Below are 15666 nucleotides of genomic sequence, written 5' to 3'. Positions count from 1 at the left end.
TCGTCCCATTTCTCCGTCTCCAACCGGCCATTTCGGGAAGGAGCAATCGGGAACATATTTTGGGAAAACGGCTATTTCCCTACCGTCCGGTGCGCCTTGCGACCGTCAGCCGTCTCCCTGAACCTTCCCAAACGAGACGGTGCCGTTTCGCTGGCTCCTCGCGCCAGCATTTCAATCTACAGAACTGGAGGTTGTTTCTATGATGTTCTCGATAGTGGCGAGGCGCCGATCTGGATGCTAGCGTGCCGCGGAAGGGCAAATCGTGGTAAACAATGACTGATCTTGGAGCGCGTGAGCAGCGGCGTTTGGCGGCGCTCGCAAAATTCGAGGTAATGGACACCCCGCGAGAGTCGGCTTTCGACGAGCTGGCCGAGCTGGTCGCCGCGATTTGCGAGGCGCCGATCGGGGTCGTGAATCTGATCGGGGAGTGCCGCCAGTTCTTTAAGGCAGAGGTGGGTCTGGGGGTTCGCGAAACGCCGCTGGATACGTCGTTCTGCGCGCACGCGCTTTTGGAGCAGGATTTCCTCCTTGTTCCCGACGCGACGGCCGATCCGCGGTTTGCGTGCAACCCCCTGGTTACCGGCGAGCCTCACATCCGCTTCTATGCCGGTGCACTGCTAAAGACGGACGACGGACTTCCAATCGGGACGCTGTGTGTGCTCGACTACCAGCCGAGGCAATTGTCGGACGTACAGATACGCTCGATCCGCGTCCTGGCTCGACAGGTCATGGCGCAACTCGAACAACGTCTTGCGGCACGGCAGGTCGCCGCATCCGAGGCGCGGCAGCGCGCCATCATGGACAGCGCTCAGGATTTCGCGATCGTCACGACCGATCTCGATGGCCATATCGTTGAATGGACTTCCGGCGCGAAGAACGTGCTTGGCTGGTCAAGGGACGAAGTGATTGGAAAGAGCGCTTCGATCCTGTTCACCGACGTAGATATCAGCGCCGGCAGGCTGGCATTGGATCTGGCGCAAGCTCACGACGAAGGCCGAGCGTCTGTTGAGCATTGGATGGTTCGCAAAGACGGGAGACGCATACTGGCCGTCGATGTGACGTCCCCATTGATGGACCAGCACGGCCAACATGTCGGCTATGTGAAGGTGCTGCGTGATCGCACCGAAGCGCATGCCGCGAGCGAAGCCCTGCGGGAGGTGGAAGCCCGCGCCACCGGCAGGTTGCAGGCCAATGAGGAGAAATGGCGCACCCTGTTCAAGACGCTCGAAGAGGGTTTCATCCTCGCCAGAGTCGTGCGCGATGCAGACGGCAGGATCTGCGACTGGCGGTATGAGGAAGTGAACGACGCCTGGTATAGCCTGGTGGGTATCGAGCGGGGCACGGCGATCGGAAAGACGATGCGCGACCTCTTCCCGGGAATTGAGGACGTATGGGTCAACGAGTTCGCCGAGGTTGTCGATACCGGCGAAGCCAAGCGCTTTACCCGTCAGTTCGGAGGGCTGGATCGTTGGTATGACGGGGTGTGCCAACCCATTGGGGAGGATCGGTTCACCGTCATTTTCCTCGAAGTGACGGATCGCATCCGCGCCGAGAAAAAGCGCGAGGCGCTCACCGACATCGGGCACGTTCTGTCGGAGTCATCCGATATGGAACATGCGATCGATCAGGCGACGGAGATCGTGGCCAAGACGCTCGGCGTGGTTCGGGCTGGGTACGGTACGCTGGATGCAGACGGGGAAATGATTACCGTGCCGGAGCACTGGACGGCGGATGGCTGTCCCCGGCTTGTCGGTCAGTACCGCGTCGATGATTATGGTGACTACGCTATCGACCTCCGGGCTGGTCGTCCCGTCGTCATTCCCGATGTGCGGTATGATCCACGAACATCGCCTCGAGCGGACATTTTCGAAAGCCTCGCCGTTCGAACGATGATCAATCTTCCGGTGGTGGGGAATGGTCGAACCGTCGCGATCTTCTTCGTGAACGATAACGTTCCGCGCCAATGGACGACGCAGCAGGTGGCATTCGTCGCAGAGGCGGCCAGTCGTATCCGGGTTGCGATTGAGCGCCGCCGGGCAGAACAGGACCTGCGCGAAAGCGAAAGCTTTATGCGCAGCGTTCTTGCTGCCTCGACCGATTGTATCAAGGTGCTCGACCTTAACGGCGATCTCACCTTCATGAGCGATGGCGGCATGAAGGTGATGGAGATCAGCGACTTCAACGCGGTCAAAGGCTGCTTCTGGCCGAGTTTTCTGAAGAATGACGGCGTTGGTCTGGGCAAAGAGGCGCTTGCAGCGGCAAGAGCGGGTCGATCGGCCCATTTCGAGATCGCAGCTGACACATTCCTGGGCACCCCGAAATTCTGGTCGGTGTCGGTTTCGCCCATCTTCGGCGAGAACGGCGAGGTGGTGCGCATCCTGTCCGTATCGCGTGATCACACGACTTTGCAGGAGGCGCGTGAGCAGCAGCTCCTGCTCAATGGCGAATTGAGCCATCGATTGAAAAACGTCTTGTCCATCATCCAGTCGATTGCCAACCAGACGCTGCGTGATGCGGTGACACTGGAGGATGCCTCTGCTGCCTTCTCATCACGTCTGGCATCCTTGGGCCGGGCGACGGATGTGCTGACCGCGACATCGTGGGAAGCGTCGGACCTTGATACGGTCTTGGAAGCCGGCTTGGCGGCCGTTGCCGATAAGCGGGACCGGATCGCGATCAATGGCCCCGCGGTGCGTCTCAATCCGCAGTCGGCACTCGCCCTCACGCTCGCAATCCACGAGCTGGTCACCAACGCGCTGAAATACGGTGCCCTGAGCAACCATACCGGCACCGTGACGTTGACGTGGGAGGTGAGTGGATATGACGCAAACCCAGAGTTCACCTTGCTATGGCAGGAGCGCGACGGTCCGACCGTCTCGCCCCCCACACGCAGGGGCTTTGGAACGCGGCTAATCGAACGTTCGCTGCGATCGTACTTCAGGGGCGAGACGGTGTTGAGCTACCCGCCTGAAGGTGTCGAATTTCGGATCAAAGCGCCGTTAGTCGGTGCAGGCGAATTGGTAACCGCGTAATGGGTCAGGCAATTCCGCCACGGGCAATCCTCATCGTTGAAGATGAGGTGTTTATACGTCACGATCTGATGGATTTTTTCAGCGACCGTGGTTTTATTGCGTTTGAAGCTGAGGACGGCGACGAAGCGATCAAGATCATAGCCGATCATCCCGAGATTGGAATTGTCCTGACAGACATCCAGATGAAGGGATCGATGGATGGTCTGCGACTTGCACGCTACGTTCGTGATAGGTACCCGCCAATGCTGATCGCGGTTGTCTCCGGTAACGTCCGTCCTTCACAAGCTGACCTGCCGGAACACTCTTTCTTCGTCGCCAAACCTTTTGACCCTCGATACGTGCTGTCAGAGATTGATCGGCTTAGTTCCTGATTTCCGCAGGCGAGGGGTACCTGGGAGAACGCTCCTATCCCGGAATACCATCGTTTGAGGGAAAGGGGGTGACCGCCGAGGAGTGGTGATTATGAGCAGCCCCCACCGGGTGGTCCGGGTTGATAGTTAGTGCATTGTCGTCTCCGCCGCCATTGCCGGTCGGAGGTGGAGCGAAGCGGAACCGGAGGCCGGCAATGGCGGTGTCGCCGCTTCCGGGGCGGGTGGTCGATAGCCGAGGCTGCTGTGCGGTCGGACAGTGTTGTAGTGACGCCGCCACGCCTCGATCAGCACCCTGGCTTCAGCGAGGGTGTAGAAGATCTCGCCGTTCAGCAGCTCATCCCGCAGCGAGCCGTTGAAGCTCTCGTTGTAGCCGTTCTCCCATGGCGAGCCCGGGGCGATGTAGAGCGTCTTCACGCCGATCTGCCTGAGCCAGGTCTGGACGGCGGCGGCGATGAACTCGCTGCCATTGTCCGACCTGATATGCGCGGGCGGACCACGCTCGATGAACAACTCGGCCAGCGCTGCCAGTACGTCTTCGTGTTTGAGCTGGCGCGCGACGACGAGTGCCAGGCACTCCCTGCTCGCCTCGTCGATAATGGTAAGGATGCGGAACTTGCGTCCGTCATGGGTGCGTTCCTCGACGAAGTCGTAAGCCCAGACATGCCCCGGATACTCCGGCCGCAACCGGATGCACGAGCCATCGTTCAGCCATAACCGGCCGCGTTTCGGCTGGCGCTGCGGCACCTTCAGCCCCTCGCGTCGCCAGATCCGTTCCACCCGTTTATCGTCTAATCGGTCAAGCCGTTTGCCAAGGTGCTCGTAGTCGATCTTCTTTTGCGCATCGTTGTCGTCTTCGAGGTCAGGACGGGTCCAGCCTCAGCATGGCGCCAGATCGCCGGCCTCTCGATGTGGTTCCCGTGTTCCAGATGGTCACGAAGCGGGTCACGAGATGGCCGTGGCCGCACCCTGGCGGGGCGGCAGCTCGGAAAGCAGATATCAGGCCATGGCAGTCACCTTTGGGTCAAAGCCTCGCCCGTCGATCCACATCCGGTGGAGGATCACCGCCAGCTTGCGGGCCAGCGCAACGCGCGCCTTCCAGAAGCCCGATCTCCGGCCGATGGCGGCAGCCCAGTCCTTCAGCGCCGACGCCTGCGAGGTCCGCGACAGCATGACATTGGCCGCTTCGAACAGCAGCTTGCGGGTGAGACGATCTCCGCACTTGGAGATGCGGCCGTTGATGTCGACCTCGCCCGACTGGTAGCGACGCGGAGTGAGACCGAGATAGGCGCCGACATCCTGCGAGCGTCGGAACCGGTGAGGATCCTCGATGGTGGTCATGAAGCTGACGGCCGTCAGCGGTCCGACGCCGGGCATCGTCATCATCAAGCGGCAGGCGCCGCTTTGCCGGGCAACCCGGGCGAGCTGCTTGGCAATGGCAAGCTGTTGCTCCCGCAATGTGCTCAGCATCGCCAGTAGGCTCTCGAACAGTGCGGCGACCACCGGATCGTCCGGCAGCGTTGCCCGGACCTGACGTTCGAAGGTGCCACCCTTCCCGGGTCCGACCAGAATGCCGAAAGTCTTCGCCAGGCCGCGTATCTTGTTGATGAGCGCGGTGCTCATGCCGACCAGCTGGTCTCGCGTGATCAGGAGCGCACGCAACCGGTGCGTATCCATCGAGCGAACAGCGACCGGCCGGTACCAGCCCGAGCGGACCAGCCGTGCCAACCCAAACGCGTCGTTGCGGTCCGTCTTGTTCATCTGCAGCTTCAGCGCTGCCGCAGCATGCCTGGCATGAAGACACACCACCGGCAGCTCTCGCTCGGTCAATGCGTGCCACAACCACACGGTCATCGGGCCCGTCTCGATACCGATCCTCACGGCTCCTGCGGCCCTCCGCGCCAGCACGGCCGCAATAGCGTCCGGGTCCGTTCGCGACTTACCGTCCCATATGCGATCGCCCGTTTCGTCCACGACGCAGATCGCGGTCTCCTTCATCGACACATCTAGGCCAACATAGCAGGTCATCTTCCGTCCTCCTCTTCAGGGGACGACAGGCTATCCCAACGAGCACCGCTCCTGATTACGCCATGTGGTTCACCGACCAACCCGCCGCATGCAGCAGCGCCGTCACCCGGCGATAGCCGTAGCGCCCGTACTGCCTGGCAAGGGCGATGATATCCTCGGTCAGCGCCTCTTCGTCATCTGCCCCGAACGGCACCTTGCGCTGCGTCGACCGGTGCTGACCCAGCATGATCTCAACCTCACGTAGCTTCCCGATAATCTCCTCGGGCTTGTGCTTCTTCGCAGGCATTCGTCGTCCCTTCCTTGGTCCAGACTGTAATAGTCGATGGACCACTCAGAAGGGGGCAGCTCAGACCGGCACATGGTAGTGCGCGGCAGGGTCGGTGACGCGGAACACGGGATCGATCTCGGGGAAGAATGGCACCGCCTTCGCATCCGGGTAGCCTGCCATGTCGAACAGCAGCTTGTAGGTGCGCGGCGCGAACTTCGACGGCTACCTACCCGACGCCGATATCTCGGTTGAAACCGGGCAAACCTATAGTCCTGCATGACGATCTGGCATCTTGCATCACCGCGAGCAGCTATCGAAACCGGCGTTTATCACCTACAGTCCTGCAAGGCAGGGTCGCCGGTCCTGCGAAACCGATGGTGGGGGTGCCGTTGCGACCTGTGTCAGCTGCGATCTGTGTTCCGGTCCGCAACGAGGAGACTGCGTTACCGAAGTTGCTGGAGGCGATCGAGCGACTGGACCTGGGCGACGTCGAGGCTGCCGTGTTCTTCCTCCTTGATAATTGCTCGGATGCGAGCGAGCAGGTAATACTCGAGCATGCTGGTCGCATGGCCCTTCCGTTCACGGTGGCTCAGGGAGACCCGTCCCCTGATGCCAATGCCGGTCGTGCACGCCGGGCCGCCATCGCCCTCGGCCTGCATCATGCGGCGAGCACGCCCCACGGTATTCTCCTGACGACCGACGCCGACAGCCAGCCCCGTGCCGATTGGGTCAGGGCGGCACTGCAGGGCCTGGCCTCGGCCGACCTTGTCGCCGGGCGAATCGTCCGGATCGCAGCGGAGCGGGATCCGGTGCAGGGGAGGGTCGAGCGCTACCTCGATCGGCTTCACGCCTACCGACGATCGGTCGACCCCGTTCCGTGGGACAGTCCGACCGGCTCCCACTGCTCGGGAGGCGCCAACATGGCCTTCCGACCCGGAGCCTATCAGGCGCTGGGTGGCTTCCAGCCGGTGCCATGCGGCGAGGACGCCGCCCTGCTCGACGATGCCGGGCGCGCCGGGTTTCGCGTGCGCCGCGATCCCGGCATGGTGGTTGCGACCTCCTCACGGAGGCTCGGCCGGGCGCCGGGCGGCATGGCGGCTGCGCTCACTGCCATCGACCATCACGGGGCACCCTCAATGCCGCATCCCCGAGGGGCGGCATGGCAATACCGACAGCAGGCGGAGGCGCGCCGCATTTGGGCCGGGCTCCCCGATTCCTTTGTCGCAGCTCGCTTCGGCGACCGTATCGGATTGACCGGTGACCATGTGATCGGCGTCGCGCGCGACTGCCCCAACGCAGAGGCGTTCGCCATGCGTGTCGTGCCGGCGCTGCCCGATATACCCGACGTCACCCTCGCCGAGGCCGAGCATGCCCTGGCAACGCTCGAGCACCAGCTTTGCGAGCAGGCGGTATGACGACGACCAAAGCTCTGCGCCATGCGATCGTCGCGGCAGGGTGGGTGACCGACCCCGCCGGCGATCCGACGACGCCCGAGGCATATCTGGACCTGCTCCGCCCTCTTTACGCTGCGGGACGCCGGGATCTCCCCATCGGGCGCCTGCTGGAGGGGCATGTCGATGCGGTGCAAATCGTGTTTCGATACGGCACGTCGTCCCAGGTCGCTGCGTTGCGGGCGCGGATCGCTGCGGGAGCGATGCTGGGTGTGTGGAATGCGGGCCTGCCGGGTGAGTCGCTGGTGCTTACCGGCGGACGGCTGACCGGCGGCAAGGGCTATGCATCGGGGGCGGGGATACTGACTCACGCGCTGGTAACCGCGGATAGCGAACGCGGGCCGCAGCTGCTCCTGCTCGACCTGGATGCCGATCCGCCTGCCATCGATCGGGAGTGGTGGCAGACGATCGGCATGCAGCGCTCGGAGACACATCTGGTGCGCTGGTCCGGCTCTGTGATCCGTGAAGACGGCCGTATCGGCGAGCCCGGCAGCTATGCGCGGGAGCCGTTCTTCAGCGGAGGCGCGCTGCGCTTCGCCGCGGTTCATGCCGGGGGCATCGCCGGCCTGCTCGATGCAGTGCGTGACCACCTGACCACCCACGAGCGCGCTTCCGATCCGTTCCAGGCATCGCGCCTCGCCGACCTGTTCCTGCTTGCCCAGGGTGCAGCGGCGAGCATCCGCGACACGGCGGGCGCCTGGTTCAGCGGGACGGATGCGGAACGCCTCGCCCGGGTGTCCGCTGCGCGGCTATCGATCGCCGGCTCTGCCGAGCGCGCCCTGACGATCGCGCAGGAGGCGGTGGGGCTGCAGGGATTGTTCCTATCGCATCCGCTGGCGGCAAAGATCGCCGATCTCATGGTGTACCTGCGCCAGCCTGCGCCCGACGCGCATCGCTTTCGCGTCGGCCAGGCTGTCGCCGAGCACATCCTCGACCCCATTCTGTGAGGATCCCGCTGCGAAACGTACGTGTCGCGCTGGTGATCGCCCCGCACCCGGATGACGAGGTCATCGGCGCGGCAGGCCTCATTGCGCGGCTTCGCCGCCATGGAGCTCGGGTCCGGGTTGCGGTCGTGACCGATGGTGCCGCGTCTCACCGGGGCAGCCGACAATGGCCGAGAGCGCGACTGGTCGCGGCGCGCCAGCGTGAGAGCCTTCATGCGCTACGTCGTCTCGGCATCGTTGCTGGCGACGTCTCGTTCCTCAATTTGCCCGATGGCCAGTTGCCCTCGATCCCGGGACGCTGTTATCGCGCGCTGCGCCGCCAGGTCGCACGATGCCGGGATCTCGATCTCATCGTCGGACCGGCCTGCGATGACGACCATCCCGATCACCGCGCCGTAGCAGCGGCCGTCGCCCGATGCCCGGGTGGCGCCGGTCGGCTGACCTACCGCGTGTGGCCGCCTCGCCCGGACAGGTCCGGACCGGCATGGCGCATCGCTGTGCCCGGAGGAGTTCCGGTTAAGCGGTCGCTGATCCGCGTCTACCGGACGCAGCTCGGCGCCGTTTCCGATGATCCAGCAGGCTTCACGATCGCGAGACACGAGCTTGCGGCCTTTGCTCGTCCGGTCGAGCGCTACCGGCCGGGTTCGAAGTGACGAGCCCGATCGATCTTGCCGGGTTCGCCGCCAAGTTCGCCGGCGACGACGATCCCTGGCGCACCTTCACCGCCCGTGACGAGGCGGTGAAGCGTGCCGCGATCCTGCACGCGATAGGTCACCGACCGGTCGGACGGGTGCTGGAGCTGGCCAGCGGCAACGGATCCAACAGTGCCGCGATCGCGAGGATGGCGTTGTGCCTCGATGCGACCGAGGGCACGAGGGAGGGGGTCGACCTGACGGCACGCGCCGTCGCGGCCTGGCCTCGTGCGTGCGCATCGCTGCTCGTGCTCCCCGGTCGACCGCCACGTCTCGTCTATGACGTGATCGTGATCGCCGAGATCCTGTATTACCTCTCAGCGCGAGAGATGGCCCGGGTTGCGCGTGAGATGGCCGCTCGCCTGCGGGGAGACGGCACCATCGTGCTCGCGCACCACAGGATCGACTACTACGACTTCGCCCAGCACGCGGCAGGAATCCACGCCCGGTTCCTCGCAGAGACCGGGCGTCGTTGGACGGTTCGCACCGTGCGCCGCACCCGCCGCTGGGTCGTCACCGCGGCCCGCGCCGACGGTGTGCCCCGATCCCCTTGAACGCGAGCGAGGCAGCACGTCCCACGTCCGTGCGATATGAGGCTTGCCGTTAAGTGGAGCGGCAGGACGTCCACCTGCCGCTCCCGCCAGGGTCGTCAGGCCGCCGCGTCGAGATCGACCTTCATCTCCCGAGCCCAGAACCTGAGGTCACGACAGGTCGTGACGAACGCCTTGACGTCCTTGCTCTTGCTTAGGGCTACGAAGCCATCGTCAAGCTCCGGCACCCGAGAAGCGTCGAACAACGTGGCGGCTGCATCGGTGTAGCCGATGAACTTGCAGTGGCCGAACGCGTCCGCCACGAAGTCCTTGGAGGCCGCATCCTTGGCGAGCATCGCAACCCCCTCCTCGGACGGGAGCACCGCGACGGCATCGAACAGGACCGAAGGTCCGCCGTCGATCTTCTGCTTGGCCGCGACCTTGGTGCCGTCGTCGAGCGTGACCCCGCCGATCTTCGGCGCGACCACCTCCCAGACCGCGCCTTCGGCTTCCAGCGCCTTCGTCAGCGCATTGAACAGCTCGGCGCTCGACCCATCGGTCAGCAGCAGGCCCATCTTTCGCCCGGCGAAATTCGCCGGGCCGTTGGCGACGATCGAGAGCGCCGACGATGTCGGCAGGTCTAGCGTCGGCTTGGCCGCCTTGGCGGCGTCCGGCAGGTCAAGGCCGAGCCCGTCCGCGACGGTAGCGGCGAGATCCTCGTCGATGTTGCGCAGGTGGCTGACCGCCCGGGCCCGGATGTCGACACGATCTACCTTCGACAGCTCGAACACCAGCGCGTCGCCGATGTGCTTCTGCTCGATCGGCTGCTGGCTGAGATAGAACTGCCGCGCCTGGCTGTAATGATCGGCAAAGGTTTCGGACCGAACCCGCTGCTTAGTCCCCTGAACCTCGGCGGGGAAGCTGGTGAAGCCGATCTCCGCGTTCTCGCGCGGACCGCCTTCCGCGCCCCAGCTGTTCGGCTCATAGTTCACGCGCCCCTTCGGATTGCGCATCGCCATGTGGCCGTCCTGCTGGAAGTTCATCACCGGACAGCGCGGGGCATTGATCGGCAGGTGGGTGAAGTTCGGGCTGCCGAGCCGCTTCAGCTGGGTATCGAGATAGGAGAAGTTGCGGCCGTGCAGCAGCGGGTCGTCACTGAAGTCGATGCCCGGCACGATGTTCTGCGTGCAGTAGGCGACCTGCTCGGTTTCGGCGAAGAAGTTGTCGACGTTGCGATTAAGCGTGAGCGTACCGACGATGCGGACCGGCACGTCCTCCTCGGGGATGAGCTTGGTCGAGTCGAGATGGTCGAAGGGAAGCTTGTCGGCGGTTTCCTGATCGAACAGCTGGACGCCGAGATCCCATTGCGGGAAGTCACCGCTCTCGATCGCCTCCCAGAGATCGCGGCGATGATAGTCGGGATCGGCGCCGCTGATCTTGACCGCTTCGTTCCACAGCACCGACTGGAGCCCCTGGCGCGGCTTCCAGTGGAACTTGACGAAGGTCGACCTGCCTTCCGCGTTCACCAGGCGGAAGCTGTGGACGCCGAAGCCCTCCATCGTGCGGAAGGAGCGGGGGATCGTGCGATCGGACATGATCCACATGATCATGTGCCAGGCTTCCGGGGTGAGGCTGGCGAAATCCCAGAAATTGTCGTGTGCGGTTTGCGCCTGGGGGAACGCCCGGTCGGGCTCCTGCTTAGCCGCATGGACCAGATCGGGGAACTTGATGGCATCCTGGATGAAGAACACCGGGATGTTGTTGCCGACGATGTCCCAGTTGCCCTGCTTCGTGTACATCTTGACGGCGAAGCCGCGCACGTCGCGCGCCAGATCGCGCGAGCCCTTGTTGCCCGCTACCGTTGAGAAGCGGACGAACACCTCCGTCTGCTGCCCGACCGTGCTCAGCACGTCGGCGCGGGTGTAGTCGGCCAGACTGTCGGTCAGCTCGAACACGCCGTGCGCGCCATAGCCGCGTGCGTGGACGACGCGCTCCGGGATGCGCTCGTGATCGAAATGGAAGATCTTTTCGCGGAGGATGAAGTCCTCGAGCAGCGTGGGGCCCCGCAGACCCGCCTTGAGACTGTTCTGGGCGTCCGCGATCGGGATGCCCTGCTGCGTGGTCATGGTAAGTGCCGCGTCCGAGGTCGTCTGGCGGGTTTCGCCGCCATGGCCCTGCTGCTCGGCATAGTTCGTCGGCTGGTCGGCACCCGCCGGCAGCGGCGGTGCCTTCTTGGCCGTCTCGCCCTTGAGTTTCACCGCGTCGCTTTTGATGCTCTTGCGTGCCATGGACGTAATCCTCCGATCATGCCCTTAATGCCACCAGCGCCACGGCGATGCGAGGCATAAATCTTTGTAGCGACTGGGAACCGACCCGGAGGACCGAAATCAAGTTATGTCAGTCGAGCATGGTCGCCGGTTCGGACGACAGGCGCGGGCTCGGCAACGTAAGTGTTCATGGCTGCGCGGAACCCGACTGCGGCTTCCTTGGTCCTGGATCACAGCCAGGGAAAGCCGATATGAGCCGGTTGGAGATGTCTTAACGCCTTGCCGTTAGCCGAGCATGATGTACTCCCAGGTCGTACAGGTTTTCGACTGCGTCCGGCACGACCACGATCTGTGGTTGGTGCTGCTCGCCGGCCTGGTTTGCCTCTGCGGAATCTATGCGTCCTTTGCCCTGGCCGACCATGCCATACGCTCAGGGCGGAAGACGCGCAGCCTGTGAGAACCTATCACCATCGTGTCGGCCGGCTGCACGGCCTGGGCGACCCACTTCATTATCTTGCTGGCTTTCAAGCCGGGCATGCCGTCTGCGTTCAACCCGCTGGCCGTACGGCCGTTTTACGGCCGCTCGTTGATGTAAACGAATCAAATGGACAGGGACCCATGCCGCGGCTCAAGGCGTTGAGCGTCATAGACATGGCCCTGACGACAGGGACATGCACTCAGATGAGGAAACGACATGCGCGCACTATGCTGGCACGGTAAAGGCGATGTCCGCGTCGACACCGTTGCGGATCCCGAGATCAAGCACCCGCGCGATGCGATCATCAAAGTAACCGCCTGCGCGATCTGCGGGTCGGACCTTCACCTGCTGGATGGCTACCAGCCCACCATGGAGGCCGGCGACATCCTCGGCCACGAGAACATGGGCGAGGTCGTGGCGCTCGGGTCCGAGGTCACCAACCTCAAGATCGGGGACCGGGTGGTGGTGCCGTTCACGATCAGCTGCGGCGATTGCTGGTTCTGCAAGAAGGGTCTGTTTGCGGCCTGCGATCGGACCAATCCGAACGCCGAGATGGCCGCCAAGGCGATGGGCCATTCGCCCGCCGGGCTGTTCGGCTTCAGCCACATGCTGGGCGGCTACTGCGGCGGTCAGGCGGAGTATCTCCGCGTGCCGATGGCGGATGTCGGTCCGATCAAGATTCCCGACAACGTTACCGACGAGCAGGCCCTCTTCCTATCGGATATCTTCCCGACCGGCTACATGGCCGCCGAGAATGCGCAGATCGAGCATGGCGACACCGTCGCGATCTGGGGCTGCGGTCCGGTCGGCCAGTTCGCCATCCGCTCCGCGCTGATGATGGGCGCCGGCCGCGTGATCGCGATCGACGAGGTGCCCGAGCGACTCGCCATGGCGGAGGCCGGTGGCGCTGAGACGATTAACTTCGCCGAAACCGATGTCTACGACGAGCTGCAGGCGCGAACCAAGGGCCGGGGCCCCGACAGCTGCATCGATGCTGTCGGCTGCGAGGCGGCCGCGCACGGGGCGGCGAACGCGGTCATGGACAAGGTGAAGGCAAGCATGATGCTCGCCACTGATCGCGTCCACGTCCTGCGGCAGGCGATCATGAGCTGCCGCAAGGGCGGCACGGTCTCCGTGCCCGGCGTCTACGTCGGGATGGGTGACAAGCTTCCGATCGGTGCAGCGATGAACAAAGGACTAACGATCAAGCTCGGCCAAACCCACGTGCAGCGCTATACTAGACCGTTGCTGGAAAAAATCGTCGCGGGCGCGATCGACCCCAGCTTCGTGATCACCCACCCGGCCAGTCTTGAAGACGCGCCAGAAATGTACGCTAAATTCCGCGACAAGGAAGAAGGTGTGATCAAGGTTGTTATGCGCCCGCACGGTTGATTGGCGGAATAACCGGGAACAGGACGCTTATCGATGCCGATCGACACCGCCGCTTTGGAGCACGTGTAGCGGCGGTGTCGATCAGCTTGCGACCAAGTATGTCGGCAGACCTAGGGTCAGGACTCGTTGACCATAGCGAACAGCGATGGCCGACGCACCAGGAAGCGAAGCGCCACTTGGCGTGCGGTCGTGCCGTGGCTGGCCGCGATCTCCTCCAGCACGCGCCCGCCAGGGGTGCGCGGGCCGGGGAAGTCGCCCTGGCCGAACGGGCTGTCGGCGCCCGGCCGCGCGAACTTCCCATGATTTAGGCCCAGGACGCCTTCCGTGGAGCTCGAGGCGCTACCATCGGAACAAGGAGAGAAAAGATGCACAAGGCACTGTTCGTAGGCATTGAAGCCGGGCCGACCCACCAGGAAGATGCCGCTGAATTCCTCCGGGGTGCGCTGGAGCCGGTCGAGCATGAGCAGGACACGCGGCACTGGTACGCGCTGCGCTTTGGCCCCGCCGACTTCGCCATCTTCGATACCTTCCCCGGCAATGCCGGCCGGCTGAAGCATCTGTTCGGCACGGTCGGCCGGGCGCTGGTCGTGAAGACCTTCACCATCCTCAACGGATTGCCGGAGATCGAGCCGGCCGACATCCTCGCCCTCAAGGTGCCGGCGGCGGACGCCCTGCCGCGCTTGGCCCTGCATGTTCCGCTTGAAGCACGGGACGGTGCGGAGGAAGAGGTTGCCCGCTTCCTCCAAGGAGCCCGATCGGCCGTGGAGCGGGAGCCTGGCACCCTGTCGTGGTACGCTCTGCGTCTCGGAAAGACTCGGTTCGCCATCCTCGATACCTTCGCCGACGAGGCAGGGCGCGAGACGCATCTGTCGGGCGAAATCGGCACGGCGCTATCCGGAAGCGCTGCTTCGCTGTTCGCCGAGCCTCCCCAGATCCACCGCGCACAAATCTTGGCGTTCAAGATTGCATCCGCTGGTGATGAGGAGAGGACGAGCAGGAACACGTCGGTCGCGCGGCCCCTTGAGAGAGGGACAGTCTGATGGACACGAAGCAGAAGGTGCTCGTTGGAGCGGCCGTCGCCAGCACCGCGGCAGCCGGGGCCGCGTTCGCGTTCAAGTCCGCGGGCACGGATTCGAAGCTCACCAAGGTCGCGTGTCCGCCGTCAGCACCAATGGCACAGATTTGAGGTTGTGATTTAAGGAGGATCTGGGCTTCGTCGTAGTGACGAAGGAACGAAGATGAAGCCCAGATCCTCCAATGTAAAATCGCCCGCCAAGGCCTCAGCAGAGCGGGTAGTGAACCGTGGATTTGAGGGATGCACAGCTCCCTGGGGTCGATTGTCGTTAGCGGCAAACCATTGAACATCGGGTATGGTCAGTTCCGTCCGCTCACGGACGTGCTGATCGGAAAAGCGCTCTCTACCGCCACAAGCGGTGTAGAGGGCGACTAGGTGCTTGGTCGCAAGATCCTTCTCCAAGCTGCGGGCACCCGCAATTTGGGCGAAGCTCGATCGCCCCAATAGGGAGCCGTAGCGCTCAGGGCTGACGCGCTTCAGAAGCCAACAACACGGCGTGCGTCATGCACTATAGTCAGCCGGCGGGCGTGGTGCGTCGCACCCCGTGCTCGACGGAGACGACAGCGCTTCGCAACGCCTACGGAGTGCGGTGATATGAGGGTCGCGGTGTGGTCGGTAGCGGGATTGCTGCTAGTGTCCTGCTCGCCGAACGCACCGCAACCCGAGGTCCCGGCCGGCTGGAAGTCGGTCGGGATCCCTTCGTGCTGCACGGTCGCCATTCCATCAGATGCGACTCTGAAGGCGGGAAAGGACCCGGTAGACGATCCGGTGTTCCTGCTGCGCGGGCCGGGCTACGAAGGCATGTTCACAGTGACAGGCCGAGGATCGGCGCTGCCGATCGCGAGCTCCGGGACCAACTACAAAGCGGATCAGCTCACGCTCGACGGCCGCCCCGCAGGCGTAGCTTCCTACCGTGTCGCCGACCCGAACTATCCCGAGCGCCGCAGCCTTCTGTGGACGTTTGCTGGGCGGAACGACGGATCGGGGAAGAACCTGGTGCTTGATCTTTCCTGCAAGGAAACGGGTTGTGCCGTATTCCTGCCTATGATCGGCTCCCTCGACGCAAAACCATGAATACTCGCTGCCTTATGGGTCAATGCCGACCGGGAAGCCGATCCGGCTTGTCGGCCGGCTGGAGCGT

At 63.7% G+C, this 15666-nt stretch carries 12 protein-coding genes and 3 pseudogenes; 10 read left to right on the top strand and 5 right to left on the bottom strand.

Translation table 11 applies throughout. From position 1 onward, the window contains the following. Positions 1–272: 272 nt before the first annotated feature. Together ABLE43_RS18575 and ABLE43_RS18570 are read left to right on the top strand one after the other, a co-directional pair. On the top strand, positions 273–3032 hold the full coding sequence (locus ABLE43_RS18575) for a PAS domain S-box protein (RefSeq protein WP_018250463.1): 2760 nt from the start codon (positions 273–275) through the stop codon (positions 3030–3032). After that, complete coding sequence (locus ABLE43_RS18570; protein WP_018250464.1) at positions 3032–3403, top strand: response regulator; 372 nt, start codon at positions 3032–3034, stop codon at positions 3401–3403. Before ABLE43_RS18575 ends, ABLE43_RS18570 begins: the two co-directional genes overlap by 1 nt. A gap of 126 nt (positions 3404–3529) precedes the next feature. On the opposite strand, the pseudogene ABLE43_RS18565 reads toward ABLE43_RS18570, so the two are convergent. The 4 genes and pseudogenes from ABLE43_RS18565 to ABLE43_RS18550 form a co-directional block, all read right to left on the bottom strand. Continuing rightward, a pseudogene (locus tag ABLE43_RS18565) lies at positions 3530–4195 on the bottom strand (IS3 family transposase); the annotation flags it as partial. 204 nt (positions 4196–4399) lie between these two features. Further along, positions 4400–5428, bottom strand: a complete 1029-nt coding sequence (locus ABLE43_RS18560) for an IS110 family RNA-guided transposase (RefSeq protein WP_020493465.1) — start codon at positions 5426–5428, stop codon at positions 4400–4402. 67 nt (positions 5429–5495) lie between these two features. Beyond that, positions 5496–5654: pseudogene (locus ABLE43_RS18555) on the bottom strand (IS3 family transposase); the annotation flags it as partial. 120 nt (positions 5655–5774) lie between these two features. After that, a pseudogene (locus ABLE43_RS18550) lies at positions 5775–5900 on the bottom strand (hydroxyisourate hydrolase); the annotation flags it as partial. Positions 5901–6148: 248 nt separating this feature from the next. Between ABLE43_RS18550 and ABLE43_RS18545 the strand changes: the two are divergent. From ABLE43_RS18545 to ABLE43_RS18530, 4 genes are read left to right on the top strand one after another with little or no spacing between them, the layout of a single operon-like run. Then, a complete protein-coding gene (locus tag ABLE43_RS18545; protein ID WP_242417094.1) occupies positions 6149–7111 on the top strand; it encodes a glycosyltransferase family 2 protein in 963 nt (320 codons plus the stop codon). Next, complete coding sequence (locus tag ABLE43_RS18540; protein ID WP_010408761.1) at positions 7108–8094, top strand: acyl-CoA dehydrogenase family protein; 987 nt, start codon at positions 7108–7110, stop codon at positions 8092–8094. The genes ABLE43_RS18545 and ABLE43_RS18540 overlap by 4 nt, the downstream gene beginning before the upstream one ends. Next, a complete protein-coding gene (locus ABLE43_RS18535) occupies positions 8091–8744 on the top strand; it encodes a PIG-L deacetylase family protein (protein WP_010408764.1) in 654 nt (217 codons plus the stop codon). The genes ABLE43_RS18540 and ABLE43_RS18535 overlap by 4 nt, the downstream gene beginning before the upstream one ends. Then, positions 8741–9337: an SAM-dependent methyltransferase gene (locus ABLE43_RS18530; protein ID WP_010408767.1), complete on the top strand. Its 597-nt coding sequence runs from the start codon at positions 8741–8743 to the stop codon at positions 9335–9337. Before ABLE43_RS18535 ends, ABLE43_RS18530 begins: the two co-directional genes overlap by 4 nt. Before the next feature lie 95 nt (positions 9338–9432). Here ABLE43_RS18530 and ABLE43_RS18525 read toward each other — a convergent pair whose 3' ends face one another. After that, entirely contained in the window at positions 9433–11601 is a 2169-nt protein-coding gene (locus ABLE43_RS18525; RefSeq protein ID WP_018250473.1) for a catalase, read from the bottom strand. A 673-nt stretch (positions 11602–12274) separates the two neighbouring features. On the opposite strand from ABLE43_RS18525, the gene ABLE43_RS18520 reads away from it, so the two are divergent. The 4 genes from ABLE43_RS18520 (at position 12275) to ABLE43_RS18505 (ending at position 15599) form a co-directional block, all read left to right on the top strand. Continuing rightward, positions 12275–13450: a zinc-dependent alcohol dehydrogenase gene (locus ABLE43_RS18520; RefSeq protein WP_018250476.1), complete on the top strand. Its 1176-nt coding sequence runs from the start codon at positions 12275–12277 to the stop codon at positions 13448–13450. Between the two features lie 365 nt (positions 13451–13815). Next, positions 13816–14490, top strand: a complete 675-nt coding sequence (locus ABLE43_RS18515) for a putative quinol monooxygenase (protein ID WP_010408781.1) — start codon at positions 13816–13818, stop codon at positions 14488–14490. After that, positions 14490–14636 carry a hypothetical protein gene (locus ABLE43_RS18510; protein WP_018250478.1) on the top strand — a complete coding sequence of 49 codons (147 nt, stop codon included), beginning with the start codon at positions 14490–14492 and terminating at the stop codon, positions 14634–14636. Before ABLE43_RS18515 ends, ABLE43_RS18510 begins: the two co-directional genes overlap by 1 nt. A 483-nt stretch (positions 14637–15119) precedes the next feature. Continuing rightward, positions 15120–15599 carry a hypothetical protein gene (locus ABLE43_RS18505; protein ID WP_231376736.1) on the top strand — a complete coding sequence of 160 codons (480 nt, stop codon included), beginning with the start codon at positions 15120–15122 and terminating at the stop codon, positions 15597–15599. Positions 15600–15666 lie beyond the last annotated feature (67 nt).

The sequence above is a fragment of the Sphingomonas silueang genome (assembly GCF_040049155.1).
In the GTDB taxonomy this organism is placed as follows: Bacteria; Pseudomonadota; Alphaproteobacteria; order Sphingomonadales; family Sphingomonadaceae; genus Sphingomonas; species Sphingomonas silueang.
The sequence above is the reverse complement of the archived record's forward strand: the minus strand, read 5'-3'. Positions and strand labels throughout refer to the sequence as shown.